General features: G+C 62.8%; 21 protein-coding genes. 11 read left to right on the forward strand and 10 right to left on the reverse strand.

The features are described 5' to 3' along the window. Positions 1 to 293 precede the first annotated feature (293 nt). The 5 genes from AC1D08_RS13465 to AC1D08_RS13485 all read left to right on the forward strand — a co-directional run bounded on the left by AC1D08_RS13465 (position 294) and on the right by AC1D08_RS13485 (position 3,991). Entirely contained in the window at positions 294 to 482 is a 189-nt protein-coding gene (locus AC1D08_RS13465) for a hypothetical protein (RefSeq protein ID WP_477423369.1), read from the forward strand. A gap of 170 nt (positions 483 to 652) precedes the next feature. Continuing rightward, positions 653 to 1,012, forward strand: coding sequence for a septal ring lytic transglycosylase RlpA family protein (locus tag AC1D08_RS13470; RefSeq protein WP_457151069.1), 360 nt, complete (start codon positions 653 to 655; stop codon positions 1,010 to 1,012). 314 nt (positions 1,013 to 1,326) lie between these two features. Beyond that, a complete protein-coding gene (locus AC1D08_RS13475; protein WP_457151070.1) occupies positions 1,327 to 2,604 on the forward strand; it encodes a polyhydroxyalkanoate depolymerase in 1,278 nt (425 codons plus the stop codon). 197 nt (positions 2,605 to 2,801) lie between these two features. Continuing rightward, the gene (locus AC1D08_RS13480) at positions 2,802 to 3,419 is read left to right on the forward strand and encodes a transglutaminase-like cysteine peptidase (RefSeq protein ID WP_457151071.1); all 618 of its coding nucleotides are present in this window, start codon (positions 2,802 to 2,804) and stop codon (positions 3,417 to 3,419) included. 335 nt (positions 3,420 to 3,754) lie between these two features. Beyond that, the gene (locus tag AC1D08_RS13485) at positions 3,755 to 3,991 is read left to right on the forward strand and encodes a hypothetical protein (protein ID WP_184872749.1); all 237 of its coding nucleotides are present in this window, start codon (positions 3,755 to 3,757) and stop codon (positions 3,989 to 3,991) included. Positions 3,992 to 4,070: 79 nt separating this feature from the next. On the opposite strand, the gene AC1D08_RS13490 is transcribed toward AC1D08_RS13485, so the two are convergent. Genes AC1D08_RS13490 through AC1D08_RS13505 form a run of 4 tightly spaced genes read right to left on the reverse strand, consistent with a single transcriptional unit; the run spans position 4,071 to position 6,831 of the window. Next, the gene (locus AC1D08_RS13490; protein WP_457152990.1) at positions 4,071 to 4,439 is read right to left on the reverse strand and encodes a helix-turn-helix domain-containing protein; all 369 of its coding nucleotides are present in this window, start codon (positions 4,437 to 4,439) and stop codon (positions 4,071 to 4,073) included. A gap of 10 nt (positions 4,440 to 4,449) precedes the next feature. Next, positions 4,450 to 4,995, reverse strand: coding sequence for a Smr/MutS family protein (locus AC1D08_RS13495; RefSeq protein ID WP_457152991.1), 546 nt, complete (start codon positions 4,993 to 4,995; stop codon positions 4,450 to 4,452). Next, positions 4,992 to 6,098: a murein transglycosylase A gene (gene mltA / locus AC1D08_RS13500; RefSeq protein WP_457152992.1), complete on the reverse strand. Its 1,107-nt coding sequence runs from the start codon at positions 6,096 to 6,098 to the stop codon at positions 4,992 to 4,994. The genes AC1D08_RS13495 and mltA overlap by 4 nt, the downstream gene beginning before the upstream one ends. A gap of 25 nt (positions 6,099 to 6,123) precedes the next feature. Continuing rightward, entirely contained in the window at positions 6,124 to 6,831 is a 708-nt protein-coding gene (locus AC1D08_RS13505) for a Tim44/TimA family putative adaptor protein (RefSeq protein WP_184872745.1), read from the reverse strand. Positions 6,832 to 7,030: 199 nt separating this feature from the next. On the opposite strand from AC1D08_RS13505, the gene AC1D08_RS13510 reads away from it, so the two are divergent. Both AC1D08_RS13510 and secB read left to right on the forward strand, forming a co-directional pair. Beyond that, complete coding sequence (locus AC1D08_RS13510; protein WP_477392601.1) at positions 7,031 to 7,531, forward strand: FxsA family protein; 501 nt, start codon at positions 7,031 to 7,033, stop codon at positions 7,529 to 7,531. A gap of 194 nt (positions 7,532 to 7,725) precedes the next feature. Next, positions 7,726 to 8,226 (forward strand): protein-export chaperone SecB, encoded by a 501-nt coding sequence (gene secB / locus AC1D08_RS13515; protein WP_095083878.1) that lies wholly within the window; start codon positions 7,726 to 7,728, stop codon positions 8,224 to 8,226. Positions 8,227 to 8,313: 87 nt separating this feature from the next. Here secB and dnaQ read toward each other — a convergent pair whose 3' ends face one another. The 5 genes from dnaQ to AC1D08_RS13540 form a co-directional block, all read right to left on the reverse strand. Further along, entirely contained in the window at positions 8,314 to 9,018 is a 705-nt protein-coding gene (dnaQ, locus tag AC1D08_RS13520; RefSeq protein ID WP_457152995.1) for a DNA polymerase III subunit epsilon, read from the reverse strand. 75 nt (positions 9,019 to 9,093) lie between these two features. Further along, the gene (gene coaE, locus AC1D08_RS13525) at positions 9,094 to 9,699 is read right to left on the reverse strand and encodes a dephospho-CoA kinase (protein WP_457152996.1); all 606 of its coding nucleotides are present in this window, start codon (positions 9,697 to 9,699) and stop codon (positions 9,094 to 9,096) included. Continuing rightward, on the reverse strand, positions 9,696 to 10,538 hold the full coding sequence (locus AC1D08_RS13530) for a shikimate dehydrogenase (RefSeq protein WP_457152997.1): 843 nt from the start codon (positions 10,536 to 10,538) through the stop codon (positions 9,696 to 9,698). Before AC1D08_RS13530 ends, coaE begins: the two co-directional genes overlap by 4 nt. Further along, the gene (locus AC1D08_RS13535; RefSeq protein WP_457152998.1) at positions 10,531 to 11,130 is read right to left on the reverse strand and encodes a Maf-like protein; all 600 of its coding nucleotides are present in this window, start codon (positions 11,128 to 11,130) and stop codon (positions 10,531 to 10,533) included. Before AC1D08_RS13535 ends, AC1D08_RS13530 begins: the two co-directional genes overlap by 8 nt. Positions 11,131 to 11,429: 299 nt before the next feature. Further along, positions 11,430 to 12,251 carry a pyruvate, water dikinase regulatory protein gene (locus AC1D08_RS13540; RefSeq protein WP_095083883.1) on the reverse strand — a complete coding sequence of 274 codons (822 nt, stop codon included), beginning with the start codon at positions 12,249 to 12,251 and terminating at the stop codon, positions 11,430 to 11,432. Between the two features lie 404 nt (positions 12,252 to 12,655). Here AC1D08_RS13540 and hemE point away from each other — a divergent pair, with 404 nt between their 5' ends. The 3 genes from hemE (at position 12,656) to rho (ending at position 15,662) form a co-directional block, all read left to right on the forward strand. Beyond that, positions 12,656 to 13,687, forward strand: coding sequence for a uroporphyrinogen decarboxylase (gene hemE / locus AC1D08_RS13545; RefSeq protein WP_477224801.1), 1,032 nt, complete (start codon positions 12,656 to 12,658; stop codon positions 13,685 to 13,687). Next, a complete protein-coding gene (gene hemJ, locus AC1D08_RS13550; RefSeq protein WP_477224800.1) occupies positions 13,687 to 14,232 on the forward strand; it encodes a protoporphyrinogen oxidase HemJ in 546 nt (181 codons plus the stop codon). Before hemE ends, hemJ begins: the two co-directional genes overlap by 1 nt. Before the next feature lie 164 nt (positions 14,233 to 14,396). Then, positions 14,397 to 15,662, forward strand: coding sequence for a transcription termination factor Rho (gene rho / locus AC1D08_RS13555; RefSeq protein ID WP_095083886.1), 1,266 nt, complete (start codon positions 14,397 to 14,399; stop codon positions 15,660 to 15,662). 157 nt (positions 15,663 to 15,819) lie between these two features. Here rho and AC1D08_RS13560 read toward each other — a convergent pair whose 3' ends face one another. Beyond that, the gene (locus AC1D08_RS13560; RefSeq protein WP_457152313.1) at positions 15,820 to 17,838 is read right to left on the reverse strand and encodes a thioredoxin domain-containing protein; all 2,019 of its coding nucleotides are present in this window, start codon (positions 17,836 to 17,838) and stop codon (positions 15,820 to 15,822) included. Between the two features lie 62 nt (positions 17,839 to 17,900). Between AC1D08_RS13560 and mnmE the strand changes: the two genes are divergently transcribed. Next, complete coding sequence (gene mnmE, locus AC1D08_RS13565; protein ID WP_477224798.1) at positions 17,901 to 19,232, forward strand: tRNA uridine-5-carboxymethylaminomethyl(34) synthesis GTPase MnmE; 1,332 nt, start codon at positions 17,901 to 17,903, stop codon at positions 19,230 to 19,232. Positions 19,233 to 19,487 lie beyond the last annotated feature (255 nt).

Raw genomic sequence — 19,487 nt, forward strand, 5'->3', positions numbered from 1 at the left:
CCAGTCCGGCCATGCCGACCAGCATGGTGACGATGCCGGTATAGAGCCATTGCGACTGGCCGGTCATGAAGCTGCCGCCGACCACGCCGATGCCCTGCAGCGACCACAGCGCTCCGATGGCAAGCACGATCAACGCCAGCAGATTTTTGGTCAGTCTCATTGACGGATCTCCCTTTCGAAGTCGATCGGTTGCGGCGTGGTGAGCGCGATGAAAGAGCCAAAGGAAATGGCCCGAACGCTTCGGCCTCTCGACCTCAAGGCGGGAAGGAATGATCGGAAAAGGGAGAATGACGATGACCCATTCCACCGCCGCGCTGTTCAGCCGTTTCGGCGCCTGGCTGCTGGGCCTGGCGTCCAATGACAAACGGACAAAAGAGGATGGCCCGCGATCGCCGGCGCCGGTGCGCTGGGACGCCGGGCGCGACCGCATGCCGCCGCGTGACGAAAGTTTTTACTGGGCCTGGCAATACTGGTCGCAGTGAAGGGCAACTCACCCTGTAGAACGGTTTGCCCTCAACGCCAGCAGATTTTTGGTCAGTCTCATTGACGGATCTCCCTTTCGAAGTCGATCGGTTGCGGCGTGGTGAGCGCGATGAAAGAGCCAAAGGAAATGGCCCGAACGCTTCGGCCTCTACGGAGCCATCCCCCAGATATGAATACGACAAAACAGACCGCGCTTGTCGCGGTAACGCTGGTTGCTGGCCTGATGGCCGGCGCATCTTCGGCAGCCGCCGCCGGCCAGTGCGGTCGTGCCTCCTGGTACGCCCTGCACTCCAAAACCGCGTCGGGCGAGCGCATGAACCCGTCGGCGATGACCGCAGCCCATCGTACCTTGCCTTTCGGCACCAAGGTCCGGGTGACCAACCAGAACAACGGCCGCAGCGTCATCGTGCGCATCAACGATCGCGGCCCGTTCATCAGGGGTCGCGTGCTCGACCTGTCGAAGGGTGCCGCCGGCCAGCTCGGCTTCATCGGTTCCGGCCATACCGCCGTCTGCATGGCGCGCGTCTGATATTGCCATTGCCCGGACCATGATCTCTGGACAAAACGGTTTTCCGTTTGTCCGAGAAAACCGCAATCCACTTTTCGGGAATCATGGTCGGGTGTCCGGCACCAATGCCAGACACATTTCTTACACACTTCGCGCCGCACAGTGAGCCGGCTGCGCCGTTCAGGCCGAATTTTCAAGGCTTTGGACGAAAGAAGCGTTAGTCACGCCACATGACGTATTGCATCGCAGCAATTAGTTGTTAACTTCCCCGCGAGACATTCAAGGCATGACGCTGCTCGTCGTCCCTTCAGTCGCAGGCAGCAGCGGGGTTCTCGATGTTCTACCAGCTCTATGAAATGAACCACGCCGCCATGCAGCCCGCGCGTCTCTATGCCGACGCGGTGCGCATGTTCTACACCAATCCGCTCAATCCGTTTTCGCACACATCGTGGGGCCGCTCGGTCGCCGCGACCGCCGAACTGTTCGAGCGCACCACGCGCCGCTACGGCAAGCCGACATTCGGCCTCGACAAGACGGTGGTCGACTGGAAGAGCGTCGAGGTCACCGAGAGGACCGTGTGGTCGCGGCCGTTCTGCAATCTCCTCCGCTTCGAACGCGCCGTGCCCGCCGGGCGCCGGGCGGATCCGAAGCTGTTGATCGTGGCGCCGATGTCCGGCCACTACGCGACGCTGCTGCGCGGCACGGTCGAAGCGATGCTGCCTTATGCCGACGTGCACATCACCGACTGGGTCGATGCCCGTATGGTGCCGCTCGCCGACGGCAGTTTCGATCTCGACGACTACATCGACTACATCATCGACATGCTGCACGCGCTCGGCCCCGACACCCATGTGATGGCGGTGTGCCAGCCTTCCGTGCCGGTGCTTGCGGCCGTGGCGCTGATGGAGACGCGCGGCGACCCCTTCGTGCCCTCAACCATGACCTTGATGGGCGGGCCGATCGACACCCGTTGCAACCCGACCGCGGTCAATCTCCTGGCCGAGGAAAAGGGCATCGACTGGTTCCGCGAGAATGTCGTGATGCGGGCGCCGTGGCCGGTGCCGGGCTTCGGCCGCGAGGTCTATCCCGGCTTCCTGCAGCTGTCCGGCTTCATGAGCATGAATCTCGACCGCCACATCATTGCCCACAAGGACTTCTTCATGCACCTGGTCAAGCATGACGGCGACAATGCCGAGAAGCACCGCGATTTCTACGACGAATATCTGGCTGTGATGGACCTGACGGCGGAGTTCTACCTGCAGACCGTGGACACCGTCTTCGTGCGCCACGCCTTGCCCAAGGGCGAGATGACGCATCGCGGCACCCGGATCGATCCGTCCGATATCCGCAATGTCGCGCTGTTCACGGTCGAAGGCCAGAACGACGACATTTCCGGCCTTGGCCAGACCAAGGCGGCGCACGACCTGTGCCCCAACATCCCCGCCGACAAGAAGGCGCACTACATGCAGCCGGCGGTCGGCCATTACGGCGTGTTCAATGGCTCGCGCTTCCGCTCCGAAATCGTGCCGCGCATCGTCGACTTCATCACCAGCTATGGTCGCCAGAACCGCGTTGCGGTGAAGCCGAAGCTGGTCCGCGTCGCCAAAAGATAGGTTCCCGCAGGGAAAATCCGGGCCAATTCGCCAGCAGAGTTGGCCAGACGGCCAGTGCTGTGCAGCCGATTCTGTTGCACAAGTGCCGCTGTCCTGCCCCTCGGGTAACCATGCTATCAATCCGACCGTCGTCGTAATTGACACGGACTGTAAATCCCCTTTAACCTTTCGTTAATAACTAAGGGTGGACGGGGACAATGATATCCTCATCGATGGCGCGAAGGCTGCGCGTGTACGTAGCGGCCGGGCTGGCAGCAACGGGAGGCTGGGTGGCACCGGCTTGGGCGGCTGGAGCAATGGCGACCGGGGGCCTCACCTCGCAGCCGATCGGCCACTATGATTTCTGCAAGCTCCATCCGGGCGAATGCTCGATCCGCCCCAGCAATCTGGCGCCAGCCGCGATGACCGACAGTCTTATGCGCAAGCTGACCAACGTCACCGCCAGGGTCAATGCCGCCGTCAAGCCGATGAGCGACATGGAAATCTACGGCAAGGACGAGGTCTGGGCCTATCCCGACAAGGGCGTCGGCGATTGCGAGGACTATGTGCTGGAGAAGCGGCGCCAGCTTTCGCGCATGGGCATCTCGCTTGCCGACCTTCTGATCACCGTCGTGCGCAAGCCCGACGGCGAGGGCCATGCGGTGCTGACGGTGCGCACCGACAAGGGCGACTATGTGCTCGACAATCTGAACGACAAGGTCAAGTCGTGGGACCTGACCGGCTACCGCTTCCTCAAGCGGCAGGCGATCGACAACACCGGCCGCTGGGTCTCGATCCGCGGCGGCCAGCAGGTGTTGGTCGGCTCGGTTCAGTAGAACACGCGTCTTCAGCTCCCTTCGGCAGATACCGGAACTCGGCGCCGCCCCTCATTGTCCTGCCGGACATTTCTCCCCGTGTAGTGACGGGGAGAAAGGCCATGTAATCAATATTTTCGCCAATTGTCGTCGTCGCGAGACGGGCGCCAACGTCGCAGCGATCACCCTTCTCCCCGTCGCTATACGGCGAGAAGGTGCCGGCAGGCGGATGAGGGGCAGCGCGGCGTTGCAGGCCCTGCACTTCACGCTTCCAACAATTCCGCATTCTCCATGAACCATTCCCTCCCGGCCAACGACACATGGCCGTGGATAGAAACCAACCATGGAGACTTCCGATGACTGCACTTTTGCGAAATACCCTTCTCGCCGCCGTCGCGGTATCGGCGCTGGCCGGATCCGCTTTGGCAGATCAGACCATTCCAGGCTGCGCCAAGACATCGACCAATGACCTGTGGGGCGGGCGCTGTTGCAGCAATGGCGACTCGAACTGTCTGGGCGGTGGAAACGGTGGTCGAGGCCACAATGACAATGGCGGCCGGGGAGATAAGGGCGGCGCGGCCGGCAAGAAATGATCTCGACGCAGCGGACCGCCGGCGGGCAGCTCTTCAGGCAGAAGCGGACGCGCGTGTAAAACTCGCGGCTCCGGCCTCGCTACGGTTGCCGGCCCAGTGCCGCGCGGATCGAGGCGGTAATGCGGCGCAGTTCCGCTTCGTCGAGTTTCTCGATGTTCTCGGCCAAGAGATTGGCAAGCTCGGTGGCGGCGGGACTGAGGCCTGACGTGTCGAGCTTCACGCGCGGATGCGAGGCTTCGGCCAGCCGGGCCAGTTCCTCGGCATCGTCCCAGATGACGTTGAAATAGCCGATGATCTTCTGGATCAGCGTCCAGGTCGGCGCGCCGCGCCTGCCATGCTCCAGCGCCGACAGATAGGCGGCGCTGACGCCGATCGCGGCCGCCATATCTTTCTGGCTGACACCGCGCTCGCTTCGGAGCGCCCGCAGCTTCTCGCCGAACGGCGTCATGCCCGCGTCTTCATGCGCGGTGCCGCCGCAGCCGGATATAGAGCGCGCCGGAGCCGCCATGATTGCGGGCGGCATGGTCGTGGCTGGAGACCAGCGGCCGGAAGGCGGGCGTCGACAGCCAGGCGGGCACGGCGCGCCGCAGCACCCCGTCGCCGCCGGAGGACGAACCCTTGCCTGTGATGACCAGCACGTAGCGAATGCCGCCGGCATGCGCCCGGTGCAGGAACGAGAACAGCAGCGAATAGGCCTCGTCCTGGGTCAGGCCGTGCAGATCGACGCGGCCTTCGATCGGCAGCCGTCCCTTCGACAGCTTGTCCAGCGTCGGTTCGTCGAGTGCGTGCGCGACATGCTGCGTCTTCGGCTTTGCCGCGCCTGCCTGGTTGGCAACGGGCTGGGCCGCTTGCGTCTGCATCGGCTTGGCCTCGGCCGGGATATCGGGGATGTCGATGGCCATCCTGCCCTTGAGCGGTTTGGCCGTGCGCGCCACCAGGTTCCACAGCACCCGGTCGTCCTCGCTGAGCTCGGCTTCGCTCGGTCTGGCTCGCCGCCGGGTCATCGATTCGCACCCGGAACGAGAGCACGCGGGATCAGCGCATGAAAATCGGCCGCGTTGCGCACCACGCCAGCGATCTCGCCTGCCGCATCGCCCGAGCCGGCGAACAGGTCGCCGCGCGCCGGCCCGGTGATGGCGGAGCCGGTGTCCTGCGCGATCATCAGGCGCCGGAACGGTTTTGCGTCGAAAGCTGTCAGCGACGGCGCATCGATGTGGAACGGCGTGCCGAATGTGTGCAGTAGGCGGTCGACGGCGATGGAGCGGCCCGGCGTCAGCGGCACCTTGGCGGCGGCGATCGGGCCAAGGGCGGCGTCCTCGACATCGGCCTCTCGGAAGAAGATGTAGGAGCGGTTTTGCCAAAGGATCTCGTCGACGCGGTCCGGGTGCGCCTTGAACCAGGCGCGGATCGACTGCATCGTCACCTTTTCCAGCGGGATCTCGCCAATTTCGCTGAGGATTTTACCGGGCCCGGTGAAGCGTTGGCCGGATTTGGCGGCGTAGGTGACGCGGCGGAGCCTGCCGTCGGTCATGTTCAGTCTGGCCGCGCCCTGCACATGGATGAAGAAGGCATCGACCTTGTCGGCCAGCCAGGCGATTTCCAGCCTCTTGCCGTCAAGCGCGCCACGCTCGATGGCGCCGCGGTCGGGATATTCGACCGGTCCATGCGGCGTGTGGCGGGCAAAGGCGAGGTAGGGGTCCATGCTGGGCGGCCGATTGGCCTCGTCGATATCGACGAGATCGGCCGGGCGCGACAGCAGCGGCACGCAAAACCGGTCCGTTCGCACCGGCGATGCCTCGACTTGCGGTTCGTAGAAGCCGGTGACGAGACCGGAGCCGCCATTCTCGGCGCGGATATTCATCGGGATGAAATGACGCTCGAAAAAGTCGCGGGCCTGCGACCGATTCGCCGGCGAAACGATGCGGGCCTCGGCGTAGGGTTCGGCAAAGGCGTTGAAGTCGACACCAAGCGAACCGCTGCGATAGGGCTTGATCAGGACATGGAAAGCGGAACGGCGAAAGGCCGCGAAGGCAGAGAGATGGTCGTCCTCATCCCAGCCGGGCAAGGCGCCGAAGGATTTCCCGACAAAAAGAGGCGATAGCGACACCGGAGCCTCGCCACTTCTACCGGATTCAGTCTTCTTCCTCGGTGGCGACGAGCTTCCAGTTCGGATCGCGTGAGCGCGTGTCGCGGGCGAAGGTCCAGACGTCCTTGACCTCGGCGACGGTTTCCGGGTCGCCGTCGATGACGGCGCCGGCCTTGTCGCGGGTCGCCGAAATCAGCTCGCTGATGATACGCAGCGTGACATGCGCCTCGCCACCCTTCATCTCGGCCGAGACGATGTCGGCTTTGTCGATGCCGACGAAGGAGGACTGGATCTTTTCCGATTTGGCCTCGCGCTCGCCGATGGCGGCGACAAAGCCATCATAAACCTCGCGCGACAACAGGTTCTTCAGCGTTTTGCGGTCACCGTCGGCATAGGCCATGACGATCATCTCGTAAGCCATCTTGGCGCCGTCGACGAAGCTCTTCGGCTCGAAGGACGGATCGTTGTCCTTGATTGTGCGCAATCCCTTGTTGAGGTCGGTGTCGGGCTTGGCGAAGGCGTCGATCGCCGCATAAGTCTCGGCCGCAGGCTCGCCCGGCAAGCGCTTGCGCGGCAACGAGACGACGTTTTCAGGTTTCTGCGCGGCATCCTTGTCGCCGCTGCGGGCGGCCGTGTAGGGGTCGAACGGCGGCCGTTCGCTGCCGGTGCGTCGGCCCAGCACATTGCGCAGCTGGAAAAAGATGACCACTGCCGCAATCAGGAAGAAAATCGTGCCGAAGTCGAAGAATCCCATATCTTCCGCCAATCAATCCCTGCCTTGTAGCCGGACCGCCGGCCCCGAGGGGTACGGTCTCATAGCGTTCAACATTCAAAGCATATAGAACGCAAGGCGCAATCATTCAAATCAAAGGCAGGCATACCTATCTAACAGGCCCAGTGCCAGCGGCGATTGATCGCCAACGGCCAAAACGATCGAAAAGGGTTGGCAAGACTTGCGCATTTCGTTCTTTCCCCTTTTTGTCCTGGCGCTGCCGCTGCTGGAAATCGCCGGCTTCGTGGTTGTCGGACGCCAGGTGGGCGCCCTGGCGACGGTCGGCCTGGTGCTGGCATCGAGCATCGCCGGTGCGCTGCTGCTCCGGCACCAGGGTTTCAGCGTCATGACGCGGATCCGGGCCGAAATGGACGCCGGCCGCGATCCGAGCCGCCAGCTCGCGCATGGCGCGATGATCGTGCTAGCGGCGATCCTCTTGATCATACCCGGCTTCATCACCGACATCATCGGCCTGCTGCTGTTCCTGCCGCCGGTGCGGGATCTCGCCTGGCGGGCGTTGAAGGGCCGCGTCGTGCTGGCCACCAATTTCAGCACCGGCGGGTTCCGCGGCCGGCAGCGCGACAAGACCATCGACCTCGACGATGGCGATTATTCGCGCAGCGACGACTATGCGCGCGGACCGGACCACAACTCTCCCTGGCGCCGCCTCAAGGACGAATAGGCCTGAGCAAGGCGACGTGCGTTTGAAGCGCACCTGAAATTTTGCTTTGATGCATGTCGTCGTCCCAAAACCGCTGCGCACTTTTGGGCGACATGCATAAGGTGGCAAACCTTGTCTTGTCATGCCGACCATGGTAGCGAACGCCCGATTTCAATTCGGTCAGCGATGCTGCCCAGGCAAGAGGACAAAGGCTTATGGCAAGCAAAGATGACGCGGCGCCCGGCGCAGCCAACGGAAACGGCAATGCGGCACAGCCGTCGCTCAACGTCCTGGCGCAGTATGTGAAGGATCTGTCGTTCGAAAGCCCCGGCGCGCCGAACTCGCTGCGCGGCCGCGACAAGGCGCCCGGCATCGCCATCAACGTCAACGTCAACGCCAACCCGCTCTCCGACAAGCAGTTCGACGTCAATTTGACGCTGAACGCCAAGGCCTCCTTCGACCAGGAAGTGCTGTTCAATGTCGAGCTGATCTATGGCGGTGTGTTCGCGATCAGCGGCTTCCCGCAGGAACACATGCTGCCGATCCTGTTCATCGAATGCCCGCGCCTGCTGTTCCCCTTCGCCCGGCAGATCATCGCCGAAGCGACGCGCAATGGCGGTTTCCCTCCGCTGATGCTCGACCCGATCGATTTCGCGCAGATGTTCCAGCAGAAACTGGCGGAAGACCAGGCCGCGTCCAACGTCAAGGTGAGCTGAGGCTTGCTGTTGCGGTAGCGTTTGAAAGCCCGGCCTTGCGCCGGGTTTTTTGTTTGGAGATGCCGGCGGATCGCTTACGGAACGACCTTAGTTCCCAAGAACCTTCAACCACAGCGCCTTTTCGCCGAGTGTGACGACCATGCCTGCGTGCGCGGCGCGCTCGGCTTCGGTCAGGCGCGGCGCCAAGGGGGCCGGGCGCTGGCTGATGGTGATTTCAATCTGGCGGACATTCTCGTTACCCCCAGCCGGCGCGGTGGCGCTGTCGAGGATGAGGGCAGCCTGCTTGCCGCCGATCAGCTCGATATAGACTTCGGCCAGCAGTTCGGAATCGAGCAAGGCGCCGTGCTTGGTGCGCCTTGTGTTGTCGATGCCGTAGCGCCGGCAGAGCGCGTCGAGCGAATTGGGGCCCATCGGGTGCTTGCGGCGCGCCAGCGCCAGCGTGTCGACGACACGGCCATTGTCGATGACCGGGTGGCCCAGCCGGCCGAATTCAACATTGAGGAAACCGACGTCGAACGTGGCGTTGTGGGCGACCAGCTTGGCGCCGTCGATGAAGGCCAGCCACTCCTCGGCAATCTCGGCAAAGGTTGGCTTGCCCGCGAGGTCCGCGGCGCTGATGCCGTGGACCGCCTGCGCTTCGGCGTGGATCGGCCGCCCTTGAGGGTTGATGTAGTGGTGGAAGGTCTTGCCGGTCGGGAAGCGGTTGACCAGCTCGATGCCGCCCAGCTCGATAACGCGGTCGTCACGCGAATCGAGGCCGGTGGTTTCCGTGTCGAAGATGATCTCACGCATCGAATCAGTCACTCCAGGCGAGCAGAATCATAAGACGGGAACAAAATGGCAATGGGCAATGCTGACGGCCTGGCGTCAGGAGATGGCATTCCTTGACTTATCCCCGGTCAGATCCGCAACGATGGCTTTGACCGCCGCGCGAGCGGCGTCCATCCCTTGTCCGGTGTCGATGATGAAATCGGCCTGACGACGCTTATCCGCATCCGGCACCTGCTTGGCCAGGATCGATGCCAGTTTTTCCTCGGTCATGCCCGGTCGCGCCAGCACGCGCTGGCGCTGCACTTCGGCCGCGGCGGTGACGACGACGACCTTGTCGACGCGGTTGCGGCCGCCGGTTTCGAACAGCAGCGGAATGTCGAGCACCGCAAGCGGCGCACCGTCGGCCCGGTTGCGCGCCAGGAAGGCATCGGCATCGGCGCGCACCAGCGGGTGGATGATGGACTCCAGCCGCCTCAGCGCGCTGGCGTCGCCAAGCACGCGTTCGCCCAGCTTTGTGCGATCGACCACGCCGGCGTCCGTCGTGCCGGGAAAGGCCGCTTCGACCAAGGGCGCGGCCTTGCCGGCATAGAGGCGATGCACCGCCTCGTCGGAATCATGAACCGGGACGCCGGCCTCGGCAAACATCCTGGCCGTTGTCGACTTGCCCATGCCGATCGAGCCGGTGAGACCGAGCACGATCATGGTTTCGGCACCAGGTCGGCGACGATGAGCGCGCGCAATTCGGCCGTAACCTGCGGCCTGACGCCGAACCAGCGCTCGAAGCCGGGCACGGCCTGGTTGAGCAGCATGCCGAGACCGTCGACGGCCTTCAGCCTCCTTGCGCGGGCCGCGGCAAGCAGCGGCGTCTCCAGCGGCACATAGACGATGTCGTTGACGATGGCGTGGCCCGGCAGCAAGGCGGGATCGGCGGCAAGGGTCTCATTGCCGTGCATGCCGAGCGCCGTGGTGTTGACCAGCAGACCGGCATCGGCAAGCAGTTCGCCGGTCGCCGCCATGCCGTGCGCGGTAACGCCGGCGCCGAAGCGATCGCGGAATTCCTGCGCCCGGGCCAGCGTGCGGTTGACGATGCGGATGTCGGCGACACCGCGTTGCTTCAGCGCATGGATGATGGCGCGCGACGCGCCGCCGGCGCCAAGCACGACAGCCGGGCCGTTGCTTGCCCAGCCCGGCGCATTATCGTCGAGATTGGCGGCAAAGCCGTGACCGTCGGTGTTGCCGCCCCACAGGATGCCGTCCTCGAACCACAGCGTGTTGACAGCGCCGATCTCTTCGGCCGCCTCGTCTCGCCGGTCGACCAGCGCGAAGGCCGCCTCCTTGTGCGGAATGGTGACATTGCCGCCGCGATAACCGTTCGCCTGCAGCGTCGCCAGGAATTGAGCAAAGTCCTCCGGCGCCACGTCGATGGCTTGGTAGCTGCCGACGATGCCATGTTGGGCGAGCCAGTGGCCGTGGATCTTCGGCGAGCGCGAGTGCTTGATCGGATGGCCGGTGACGAAAGCTTTTTTGGTCGCCTCAGCCATCGATCGCTCCAAGGGCACGAAGTTCGGCCAGCAACGGGAGCAGCGGCAGGCCGACAATGGTGAAATGGTCGCCCTCGATCTTCTCGAAGAGCTCGATGCCTTCGCCCTCGACCTGGTAGGCGCCGACGCTGGCCAGTGCCTTGGCGCCGACACGAGCCAGATGGCGGCCGATGAAGGCAGGGTCGAGCTTGCGCATGGTCATGCTGGCGATGCCGACATGCCGCCACAGCACCTGACCATCGCGGACCAGCACGGCGGCGCTGTTGAGCTGATGGGTCTTGCCCGACAGCGCCAGCAGGTGACGGCGCGCGCCCTCCATGTCGGCCGGCTTGTGGAACACGTCGTCGCCGAGCGACAGCGTCTGGTCGCAGCCGAGCACCAGTGCACCACGCCGGCGCCCGCTGACCTCGGTCGCCTTGGCCTCGGCCAGCACCAGGGCGACATCCTCGGGCGAGACACCGCTGTCCTGCAAGGGCGCCTCGAGCGCCCGCTCGTCGACATCGGCCGCAACCGCCTCGACATCGACGCCGGCATTGACGAGCATCGCCTTGCGGAACGGACTGCTAGAGGCGAGGATGATTTTTTCGGTCATTTTGCACTCGGGCGCAGGCACAGGCGCGGTTGGAGTATGAGCAGCTCTAGTCGGTAAAGTGGGCGCTGCCCCTCATTGTCCTGCCGGACATTTCTCCCCGTATAGTGACGGGGAGAAAGGGGCACCTTCAGCGCCGGCGCTGTTTCCAGCACCGCTGGCGATTGGCGAAATTATCGATGGCAGCGCCCCTCTCCTCGTCACTATACGGGGAGGGGATGCCGGCAGGCAGGTGAGGGGCAGCACCGACTTTCGGCTAGATTTCGCCTGGAGAAGACTCGGAAAACTCACTTTTCGCTCATTTATCTCGACTTGCCGCGCAGGGCAACGATCGCCGCTGCCGTTTCTTCGATCGAGCGACGGCTGACATCGATCATCGGCCAGCCATGGCGCGTGCAGATCTGGCGGGCGTAGGCGAGCTCCTCGGTGATGGCGGCGCGGTCGACATAGTCGCTCGCTTCGTAAGTGCTGCTGTTGCCGAGGATGCGGTTTTGCCGGACATGCGAGATGCGCTCGGCGGTGGCGATCAGCCCGACGATCAGCGGGGTCTTGGCGTTGACCAGGCTCTCCGGCACCGGCACGCCGAGCACGATCGGGATATTGGCGGTCTTGATGCCGCGGTTGGCGAGATAGATGCTCGTCGGCGTCTTCGACGTGCGCGAGATGCCGATCAGCACGATGTCGGCATCGTCCATATTGGCCGGCAGCTGGCCGTCATCATGCTCCATGGTGAAATTGAGCGCGTCGATGCGGCGGAAATATTCAGCGTCGAGAACATGCTGGGCGCCGACGCGGCGGCCGGCCGGCGTGCCGAGATAGGACTGGAACACGGTCAGCACCGGCTCCAGCACCGACACGCAGGGCAGCCCCATGGTCGCGCAGCGCTCGTCAATGCCGCGCGCCAGCTTCTGGTCGACGACCGTATAGAGGATGATGCCCGGTTCCTCCTCGATGTCCTCGAACACTTTGGCCACCTGCTTTTCGGTGCGGATGAGCGGGTAGATATGCTCGATGGCCCGCGCGTCCTTGTATTGCGCCGAAGCCGCCCGACCGGCGGCGAGCAGCGTTTCGCCGGTCGCGTCGGAAATTAGATGCAGGTGGAAGAAGCTCTGGGGTTTGTTCACAAGGGGTCACTCCAGGCTGTGGGCGGCTGTGGATAAAGCGGGATGGAAAGACGGGCCGGTCACGGGTGACTGTATCAGATGGCAGTTTGTCCACAATTCGTCGCACTGTCAGCTTCGCCGGACGGCTGGGGACAAGTTTGGGGACGGCGTCTTTTGTCTCTCGCCTGTCCACAGGGACGGCTTTCCCCTGCGGTTCCTAACGCCTTGACTCCAGTCATGGATTCCGGACTTTCCCCAGAACCCTACAGTCTGGAGAGGCGAGCGCGCGACAATATGCTAGCTGGTGTTTTTGCGGGCAAAGCGGGACAGGTGACAACCACCACAACCAACAGACTCTTAGAATCAGAAGAATCTTAGATATAAGAATCTTTGATTATAGAGAGGCTTGGAGAAGCGAGCGCTCGATGCCCCAGAACCGGATCATGCTGGACGTCCTGAAGGGCAAGACGGTGTTTCCGCCTCCCCTCTGGATGATGCGTCAGGCCGGGCGTTATCTGCCGGAATATCGCGAGACACGCCGGCGGGCCGGTTCGTTCCTCGACCTTTGCTACGATCCCGACCTTGCCGTCGAAGTGACCTTGCAGCCGATCGAGCGCTTCGGCTTCGATGCCTCGATCCTGTTCTCGGATATCCTCGTCGTTCCGCACGCGCTTGGCCGGGACGTACGCTTCGAAGAGGGGCGCGGCCCGCTGCTGACGCCGATCACGGCGCCAGAGATTGCGGCTCTGGAAAGCAAAACGTTTCACGTGAATCTCGAACCGGTCTACGAGACGGTCCGCCGGCTGCGGGCAAAACTGCCCGATGAGACAACGCTGATCGGCTTCTGCGGCGCGCCTTGGACGGTGGCAACCTATATGATTGCCGGCCATGGCACGCCCGACCAGGGGCCGGCGCGGCTGTTTGCCTATCGCGAGCCGGAAGCCTTTCAACATTTGCTGAAAGTGCTTGCCGATCATTCGGCCGCCTATCTTATCCGCCAGATCGAGGCCGGTGCGGATGTGGTGCAGATCTTCGATTCCTGGTCGGGCGTTCTCGATGATGCATCGTTCGACCTGTTCTGCGTTCAGCCGGTGACCGAGATCGTTGGCCGGGTCCGGGCGGTTCATCCCGATGTTCCAATCATTGGTTTTCCCAAGGGGGCTGGTGCGCGGTACCGGACCTATCGTCAGAAGACCGGAGTAACGGCCCTGGGGATCGATTGGACGGTGCCCCTGGTGGCGGCGAAGGATTTGCAGCGCTTGGGTGCGGTCCAAGGCAATCTCGATCCCTTGCGGCTCGTTGCTGGCGGCAAAGCCCTATCCGATGGTGTCGAGGCCATCCTTAAAACGCTGGGAGACGGGCCGCTGATTTTCAATCTCGGTCACGGTATCACGCCGGAGACGCCGATAGCGCATGTCGAGACAATGGTGAAACTGGTGAGGAGCGCGACCCGCTGATGACACAATCAAACAGCACTGGCAGCACCAACAGCACTGGCCAGGCAATGATGCGGATGGTGATCGGCATTGCGGTGCTGGTCGTTCTCACGGCAGTTTTGTTTTTCGTCGCGCCCGACAGCTTCTATCCCTGGGCGAAAGCGATCCACATCCTTGCCGTCATTTCTTGGATGGCGGGCATGCTCTATCTGCCTCGGCTGCTGGTCTATCACGTGGATGCCGAGAAGGGCTCGGTGCAGTCGGAGACCTTCAAAGTGATGGAGCGCCGCCTGCTGCGCGGCATCATCAATCCGGCAATGATCGTCACCTGGGTTTTTGGTCTGTGGCTCGCGTGGAAAGTCTTTGGTTTCCACGGTGGCTGGCTGCACGCCAAGATCGGTGCGGTGCTTCTGCTGTCCGCCGTTCATGGCTATCTGGCGGGCGCGGTGCGCAAATTTGCCGAGGATCGCAACGAAAAGCCGGCCCGGCACTGGCGGATGATCAACGAGATCCCCACATTACTGATGATCGCAATCGTGATCCTGGTTGTAGTCAAGCCGTTTTAGCTCTTACCAGGGCCCATAAAACGCAGCTTGCTCTTTCACCCAAGCGACGATAAAAGACGGGTCTTCCTTCCCGTCATGCGCCGCCCTTTATTGCTTTCGGCCGCGCCCGGCATTTGTCGCATCCCGCCGATATATTTTCCCCAAAGCAGATTCAGAGTCCGTCTATGCAAGAAATGAAACTCGCAGAGTTCAAGAACAAGAAGCCACCAGAGCTGATCGCTTATGCCGAATCGCTCGAGGTCGAGAACGCCAGCGTCATGCGCAAGCAGGAGCTGATGTTCGCTATCCTGAAGAAACTGGCCGCCCAGGAGATCGAGATCATCGGTGACGGTGTTGTCGAGGTGCTGCAGGACGGTTTCGGTTTCCTGCGCTCCGCCAATGCCAATTATCTGCCCGGTCCCGACGACATCTACATCTCGCCCTCGCAGATCCGCCGCTTTTCGCTGAAGACTGGCGATACGGTCGAAGGGCCGATCCGCAGCCCGAAAGAGGGCGAACGCTATTTCGCCCTGCTCAAGGTCAACACCATCAATTTCGACGATCCCGAAAAGATCCGTCACAAGATCCACTTCGACAATCTGACGCCGCTCTATCCGACCAAGCGGCTGAAGATGGAGATCGACAATTCGACCAGCAAGGACATCTCGCCGCGCGTGATCGACCTGGTGGCGCCCATCGGCAAGGGACAGCGCGCGTTGATCAACGCGCAGCCGCGTACCGGCAAGACGGTTCTGATGCAGAATATCGCCCACTCGATTACTGCCAACCATCCGGAATGCTATCTGATCGTCCTGCTGATCGACGAGCGGCCGGAGGAAGTCACCGACATGCAGCGCTCGGTGAAGGGCGAGGTTATCTCCTCGACCTTCGACGAGCCGGCGGTGCGTCACGTCCAGGTCGCCGAAATGGTAATCGAGAAAGCCAAGCGCCTGGTCGAGCATGGCCGCGACGTCGTCATCCTGCTCGATTCGATTACCCGCCTCGGCCGCGCCTACAACACGGTTGTGCCGTCATCCGGCAAGGTGCTGACCGGCGGTGTCGACGCCAATGCCTTGCAGCGGCCGAAGCGCTTCTTCGGTGCCGCCCGCAACATCGAGGAAGGCGGCTCGCTGACCATCATCGCGACTGCGCTCATCGACACCGGCAGCCGCATGGACGAAGTCATCTTCGAAGAGTTCAAGGGCACCGGCAACTGCGAAATCCAGCTCGACCGCAAGGTTGCCGACAAGCGCATCTATCCGGCCATGGACATCTTGAAGTCCGGTACCCGCAAGGAGGACCTTCTGGTCTCCAAGCAGGACCTGCAGAAGATCTTCGTGCTGCGCCGCATCCTGGCGCCGATGGGCACCACGGACGCGATTGAGTTCCTGATCGACAAGCTCAAGCAGACCAAGACCAACGCGGATTTCTTCGATTCGATGAACACGTAACGGGTTTGGCCGAAACATCCGGCCTATTTATCAAACCCCATTCCGGCAAAACCGGGATGGGGTTTTTCATTGTCCGAGATCAGGTCGCATTCCCGATACGGCGCGGCCGCATGTGGTAGCGGACTCCCCCGTCGGTGGAAGGCGAGGTTTCCTGATCCTATTGGCGTCGCAAGAGGTGTTCGAGCTCTTTGGGATTCGTCACAACGGGAAGGCAGACTTGACCGGTGCAGAGCCAGGCACCCGGCCTGTCGGTCGGCGGCAGGAATCCACCGGGCAGCGCGGGTCGATTCGCTTCCGAACCGATAAAAATGATAACGTCGACCCGACGCGGATCGGGGTTTCGATTCGCAACCGGAACAAGTTTGGGATTGGACGGATCATCAATTAGCACCAGCTTAAGCGGCTCGATCGCCAGCGCACAGGCGTTGACGACGCCTGCCTGGCCATAGGCCTGCTGCGCAGCGCGGCCGGCGGCATGCTCGGCGACCTTCCAGGCTTTTTCCTGCAGGTCGAGATCGCCGGTGACGGAGGCGAGCCGAACCAGCGCTTCGATGATCTGTCCGGTCGCGGAAGGAATGGCCTCGTCGACGTCGCCCCGGATGCGGATCGGCACGTCGGTGCTGTCGGAAGCGGTGAGATAGTAGCCGGTGCTGTCGGCATCGGCGTGCCAGAGATCCAGCTGCTCGATGAACCGGCTGGCCTGCTCGACATAACTCCAGTCGCCGGTGGCTTCGAACAGCGCGATCGCCGCATTGGCCATGGCGGCATAGTCGCTGGACAGCGCGGGAAACAATTTCCTCGCGCCCAGCATCGAGTGCGGCAAGCGGTTGTCGCGGCTGGCGGTGTTGATATGGGCAAAGGCCTTTGCCGCCGCGTCGATCCAGTCGCGCCGCGCCAGCGACCGGCCAGCCTCGGCCAGGGCTGCAATCATCAGGCCGTTCCAGTCGGTGAGGGTCTTTGCGTCGAGGCCCGGCCGGACCCGCCCTTCCCTTGTGGCGAGAAGTTTCGCCTTGAGCGGCACGAGTTGATCGCGATCGACCACACTTTGGGCTTGCTGGGAGCTGGTTTGATGGACGACCGGCTTGCCTTCCCAGCCATGCGGGCTGGCGAGCGTGAAGTATTTGAAAAACAAAGTGGAATCGTCGCCAAGTGCAGCTTCGATCTCTACCTTGCTCCAGGTGTAGAACAGTCCCTCCTCGCCATCGCTGTCGGCGTCGAGGCTGGCTGCGAAGGCGCCGCCGGCGACGCGCATTTCACGCAACAGCCAGCCGACCGTGTCTTCGATTCGTATCCGGAACAAATCATTGCCGCTTGCCGCATAGGCCCAGTTGCAGAAGTGGACGAGCTGGGCATTGTCGTAGAGCATCTTTTCGAAATGCGGCACAAGCCATTCGGCATCGGTCGAATAGCGGCTCAGCCCGCCGCCGACATGGTCGTAGATGCCGCCGCTCAGCATCCGGTCGAGGCTGAGCAGGACATCATCACGATGCGTGGAATTGCCATCGCGCAGCCAGGACAGCCAAAGCGTGAGCATGAATGGCGCATTGGGGAATTTCGGCGCGCCGCGCAAGCCGCCGAGATCGCGGTCGATCATGCCGTCGATGCCCCTGGCGAGGCCTTCGAGCGTGTCGCGATCAAGCACTGTTTTGGCATGCGAACCGGCGAGCCGGGCCTCGACATGCATCGTCAGGCCGTCGGCGCTCTGGTTCAGACTCGCCCTTTTCTCCCGCCAGGCCTTGTCCACCGATTGCATCACCTGGATGAAGCCCGGGCGGCCGTAACGCGGCTCGCGCGGAAAATAGGTACCGCCCCAGAACGGCTTGCCGTCCGGCGTCAGGAACATGGTCAGAGGCCAGCCGCCCTGTTCGCCCATTGAGGACAGGGCGGCCATGTAGATCTGGTCGATGTCCGGCCGTTCCTCACGGTCGACCTTGATATTGACGAACAGACGGTTCATGACGGCGGCGACGTCGTCATTCTCGAAGCTTTCATGCGCCATGACGTGGCACCAGTGGCATGCGGCATAGCCGACCGAGAGCAGGATCGGCCTGTCCAGCGCCCTCGCCTCTTCAAGCGAAGCCGGCGACCAGGCCCGCCAATGGACGGGGTTGCCGCTGTGCTGCTGCAGATAGGGGCTGGCTTCTTCGGCAAGCAGGTTTTGCGGGGGCAATGTCACGATGAGGCACTCGGCGATGCGATTGAACGGGCAAAGCTAGGGCAGTGCGGTAGAGCGGGCAAATGATTTCAAGGGATTCGATTGTCGCGCTGTCGAGCGGCCGGCTTCCTGCCGGCGTCGCCGTCATCCGCATTTCCGGCCCGCAGACTCGATTCGTAGTCGAAACGATCGCGGGCAGCATAGCTAAGGACCGGGCGGCGGTTTTGCGCAAGTTCCGAGCGCCTGATGGTGCCGTGCTCGACAGCGGCCTGATTGTCTTTTTTCCCGGCCCGGCAAGCTTTACAGGCGAGGATGTGGCGGAGTTCCACGTTCATGGTGGGCGCGCGGTGGTGGCCAGGATGCTGGAGACGATCACCGGCTTCGACGGTGTCAGGCATGCTGATCCCGGCGAATTCACCCGTCGCGCCTTCCTCAATGGCAAGGTCGACCTAGTCAAAACCGAGGCGCTGGCCGATCTCGTCAACGCCGAGACCGAGGCGCAGCGACGGTTTGCGGTCAAGAACGCGGAGGGCGCGCAAAGCGAGCTCTATTTGAATTGGCGCCGCCGGCTGATCCACGCCCGCGCCATGATCGAGGCCGAGATCGACTTTGCCGAAGAGGATGATGTGCCTGGTTCCGTTTCGGATACGGTCTGGTCCGATGTCCGGGGGATGGTCGACGAGATCGACCGGCACGTTGCGGGATTTCGCGCCGCCGAAATCATCCGCGATGGGTTCGAGGTCGTGATTCTCGGTGCGCCCAATGCCGGCAAGTCGAGTCTGTTCAACGCCTTGGCGCGGCGCGATGCAGCTATTGTAACGGATGAGCCTGGCACGACCCGCGACCTGCTTGAGGTGGTGCTAGATCTGGAGGGGCTGCGCGTCAGGTTGACCGACACCGCCGGGCTGCGCGAGGCGGCAGGAAAGGTCGAGGCGATCGGCATCGAGAAGGCAAGGGCCAAGGCCGATCGAGCCGATCTGTTGCTTCTGTTGCAGGACGTTGCGGAGCCGCAGGCGGTGGCTTCGATCCCGTCGGCGGTTCCGGCCTTGCAGGTCGGCACCAAGCGAGACCTTTTGGATAGCAAAGCGGCTGCCAGTGCGGACAGGCACTACGATTTCGTGATCTCGGTCGTCGATGGGGCCGGCGTTGACGCGTTGTTGGCGGAAATCGGTCGGCGCGCAGCGCGTGCTGCTGGCAGCGCCGGCGATATTCTGCCGTCGCGCTTGCGGCATGTCGATTTGCTGGGCGAAGCAAACCGCCACCTACACCGGGCAGTTGACGGCCGGGTCATCGGGCAGGAGTTGAGGGCCGAGGAGTTGCGGCTCGCCGCGGATCGGCTCGGCCGAATCGTCGGCGCCATCGACGTTGAGGACATGCTGGACGTGATTTTCGCGCAGTTCTGCATTGGGAAATGACTCACGTGAAACATTGGCAGCGCATCGCTGTGGCGACCTCCTTGATTCACGTGAAACACAGGTGCGGACGCTAGCCCTGCCCCTCATTGCCCTACGGGGCGCTCGTTGTTCGAAAAGCCAAGCAGTTGGCTTTTCGTCCGCTACGCGGACAACTCCTCAACTCCCGTATAGTGACGGGGAGAAAGAGGCTGGCCGCTGATGACCGCGCCCTCTCCCCGTCATTATAAGGGGAGAGGACGCCGGCAGGCAGGTGAG

The organism is Mesorhizobium sp. P2_E6 (assembly GCF_056403835.1).

What these genes read in the sequence shown, in the direction of transcription:
- AC1D08_RS13465 (WP_477423369.1), top strand. Translation starts at nt 294, where the DNA reads ATGACCCATTCCACCGCCGCGCTGTTCAGCCGTTTCGGCGCCTGGCTG.
- AC1D08_RS13470 (WP_457151069.1), top strand. Translation starts at nt 653, where the DNA reads ATGAATACGACAAAACAGACCGCGCTTGTCGCGGTAACGCTGGTTGCT.
- AC1D08_RS13475 (WP_457151070.1), top strand. Translation starts at nt 1,327, where the DNA reads ATGTTCTACCAGCTCTATGAAATGAACCACGCCGCCATGCAGCCCGCG.
- AC1D08_RS13480 (WP_457151071.1), top strand. Translation starts at nt 2,802, where the DNA reads ATGATATCCTCATCGATGGCGCGAAGGCTGCGCGTGTACGTAGCGGCC.
- AC1D08_RS13485 (WP_184872749.1), top strand. Translation starts at nt 3,755, where the DNA reads ATGACTGCACTTTTGCGAAATACCCTTCTCGCCGCCGTCGCGGTATCG.
- AC1D08_RS13490 (WP_457152990.1), bottom strand. Translation starts at nt 4,439, where the DNA reads ATGACGCCGTTCGGCGAGAAGCTGCGGGCGCTCCGAAGCGAGCGCGGT.
- AC1D08_RS13495 (WP_457152991.1), bottom strand. Translation starts at nt 4,995, where the DNA reads ATGACCCGGCGGCGAGCCAGACCGAGCGAAGCCGAGCTCAGCGAGGAC.
- AC1D08_RS13505 (WP_184872745.1), bottom strand. Translation starts at nt 6,831, where the DNA reads ATGGGATTCTTCGACTTCGGCACGATTTTCTTCCTGATTGCGGCAGTG.
- secB (WP_095083878.1), top strand. Translation starts at nt 7,726, where the DNA reads ATGGCAAGCAAAGATGACGCGGCGCCCGGCGCAGCCAACGGAAACGGC.
- dnaQ (WP_457152995.1), bottom strand. Translation starts at nt 9,018, where the DNA reads ATGCGTGAGATCATCTTCGACACGGAAACCACCGGCCTCGATTCGCGT.
- coaE (WP_457152996.1), bottom strand. Translation starts at nt 9,699, where the DNA reads ATGATCGTGCTCGGTCTCACCGGCTCGATCGGCATGGGCAAGTCGACA.
- AC1D08_RS13530 (WP_457152997.1), bottom strand. Translation starts at nt 10,538, where the DNA reads ATGGCTGAGGCGACCAAAAAAGCTTTCGTCACCGGCCATCCGATCAAG.
- AC1D08_RS13535 (WP_457152998.1), bottom strand. Translation starts at nt 11,130, where the DNA reads ATGACCGAAAAAATCATCCTCGCCTCTAGCAGTCCGTTCCGCAAGGCG.
- hemE (WP_477224801.1), top strand. Translation starts at nt 12,656, where the DNA reads ATGCCCCAGAACCGGATCATGCTGGACGTCCTGAAGGGCAAGACGGTG.
- hemJ (WP_477224800.1), top strand. Translation starts at nt 13,687, where the DNA reads ATGACACAATCAAACAGCACTGGCAGCACCAACAGCACTGGCCAGGCA.
- rho (WP_095083886.1), top strand. Translation starts at nt 14,397, where the DNA reads ATGCAAGAAATGAAACTCGCAGAGTTCAAGAACAAGAAGCCACCAGAG.
- mnmE (WP_477224798.1), top strand. Translation starts at nt 17,901, where the DNA reads ATGATTTCAAGGGATTCGATTGTCGCGCTGTCGAGCGGCCGGCTTCCT.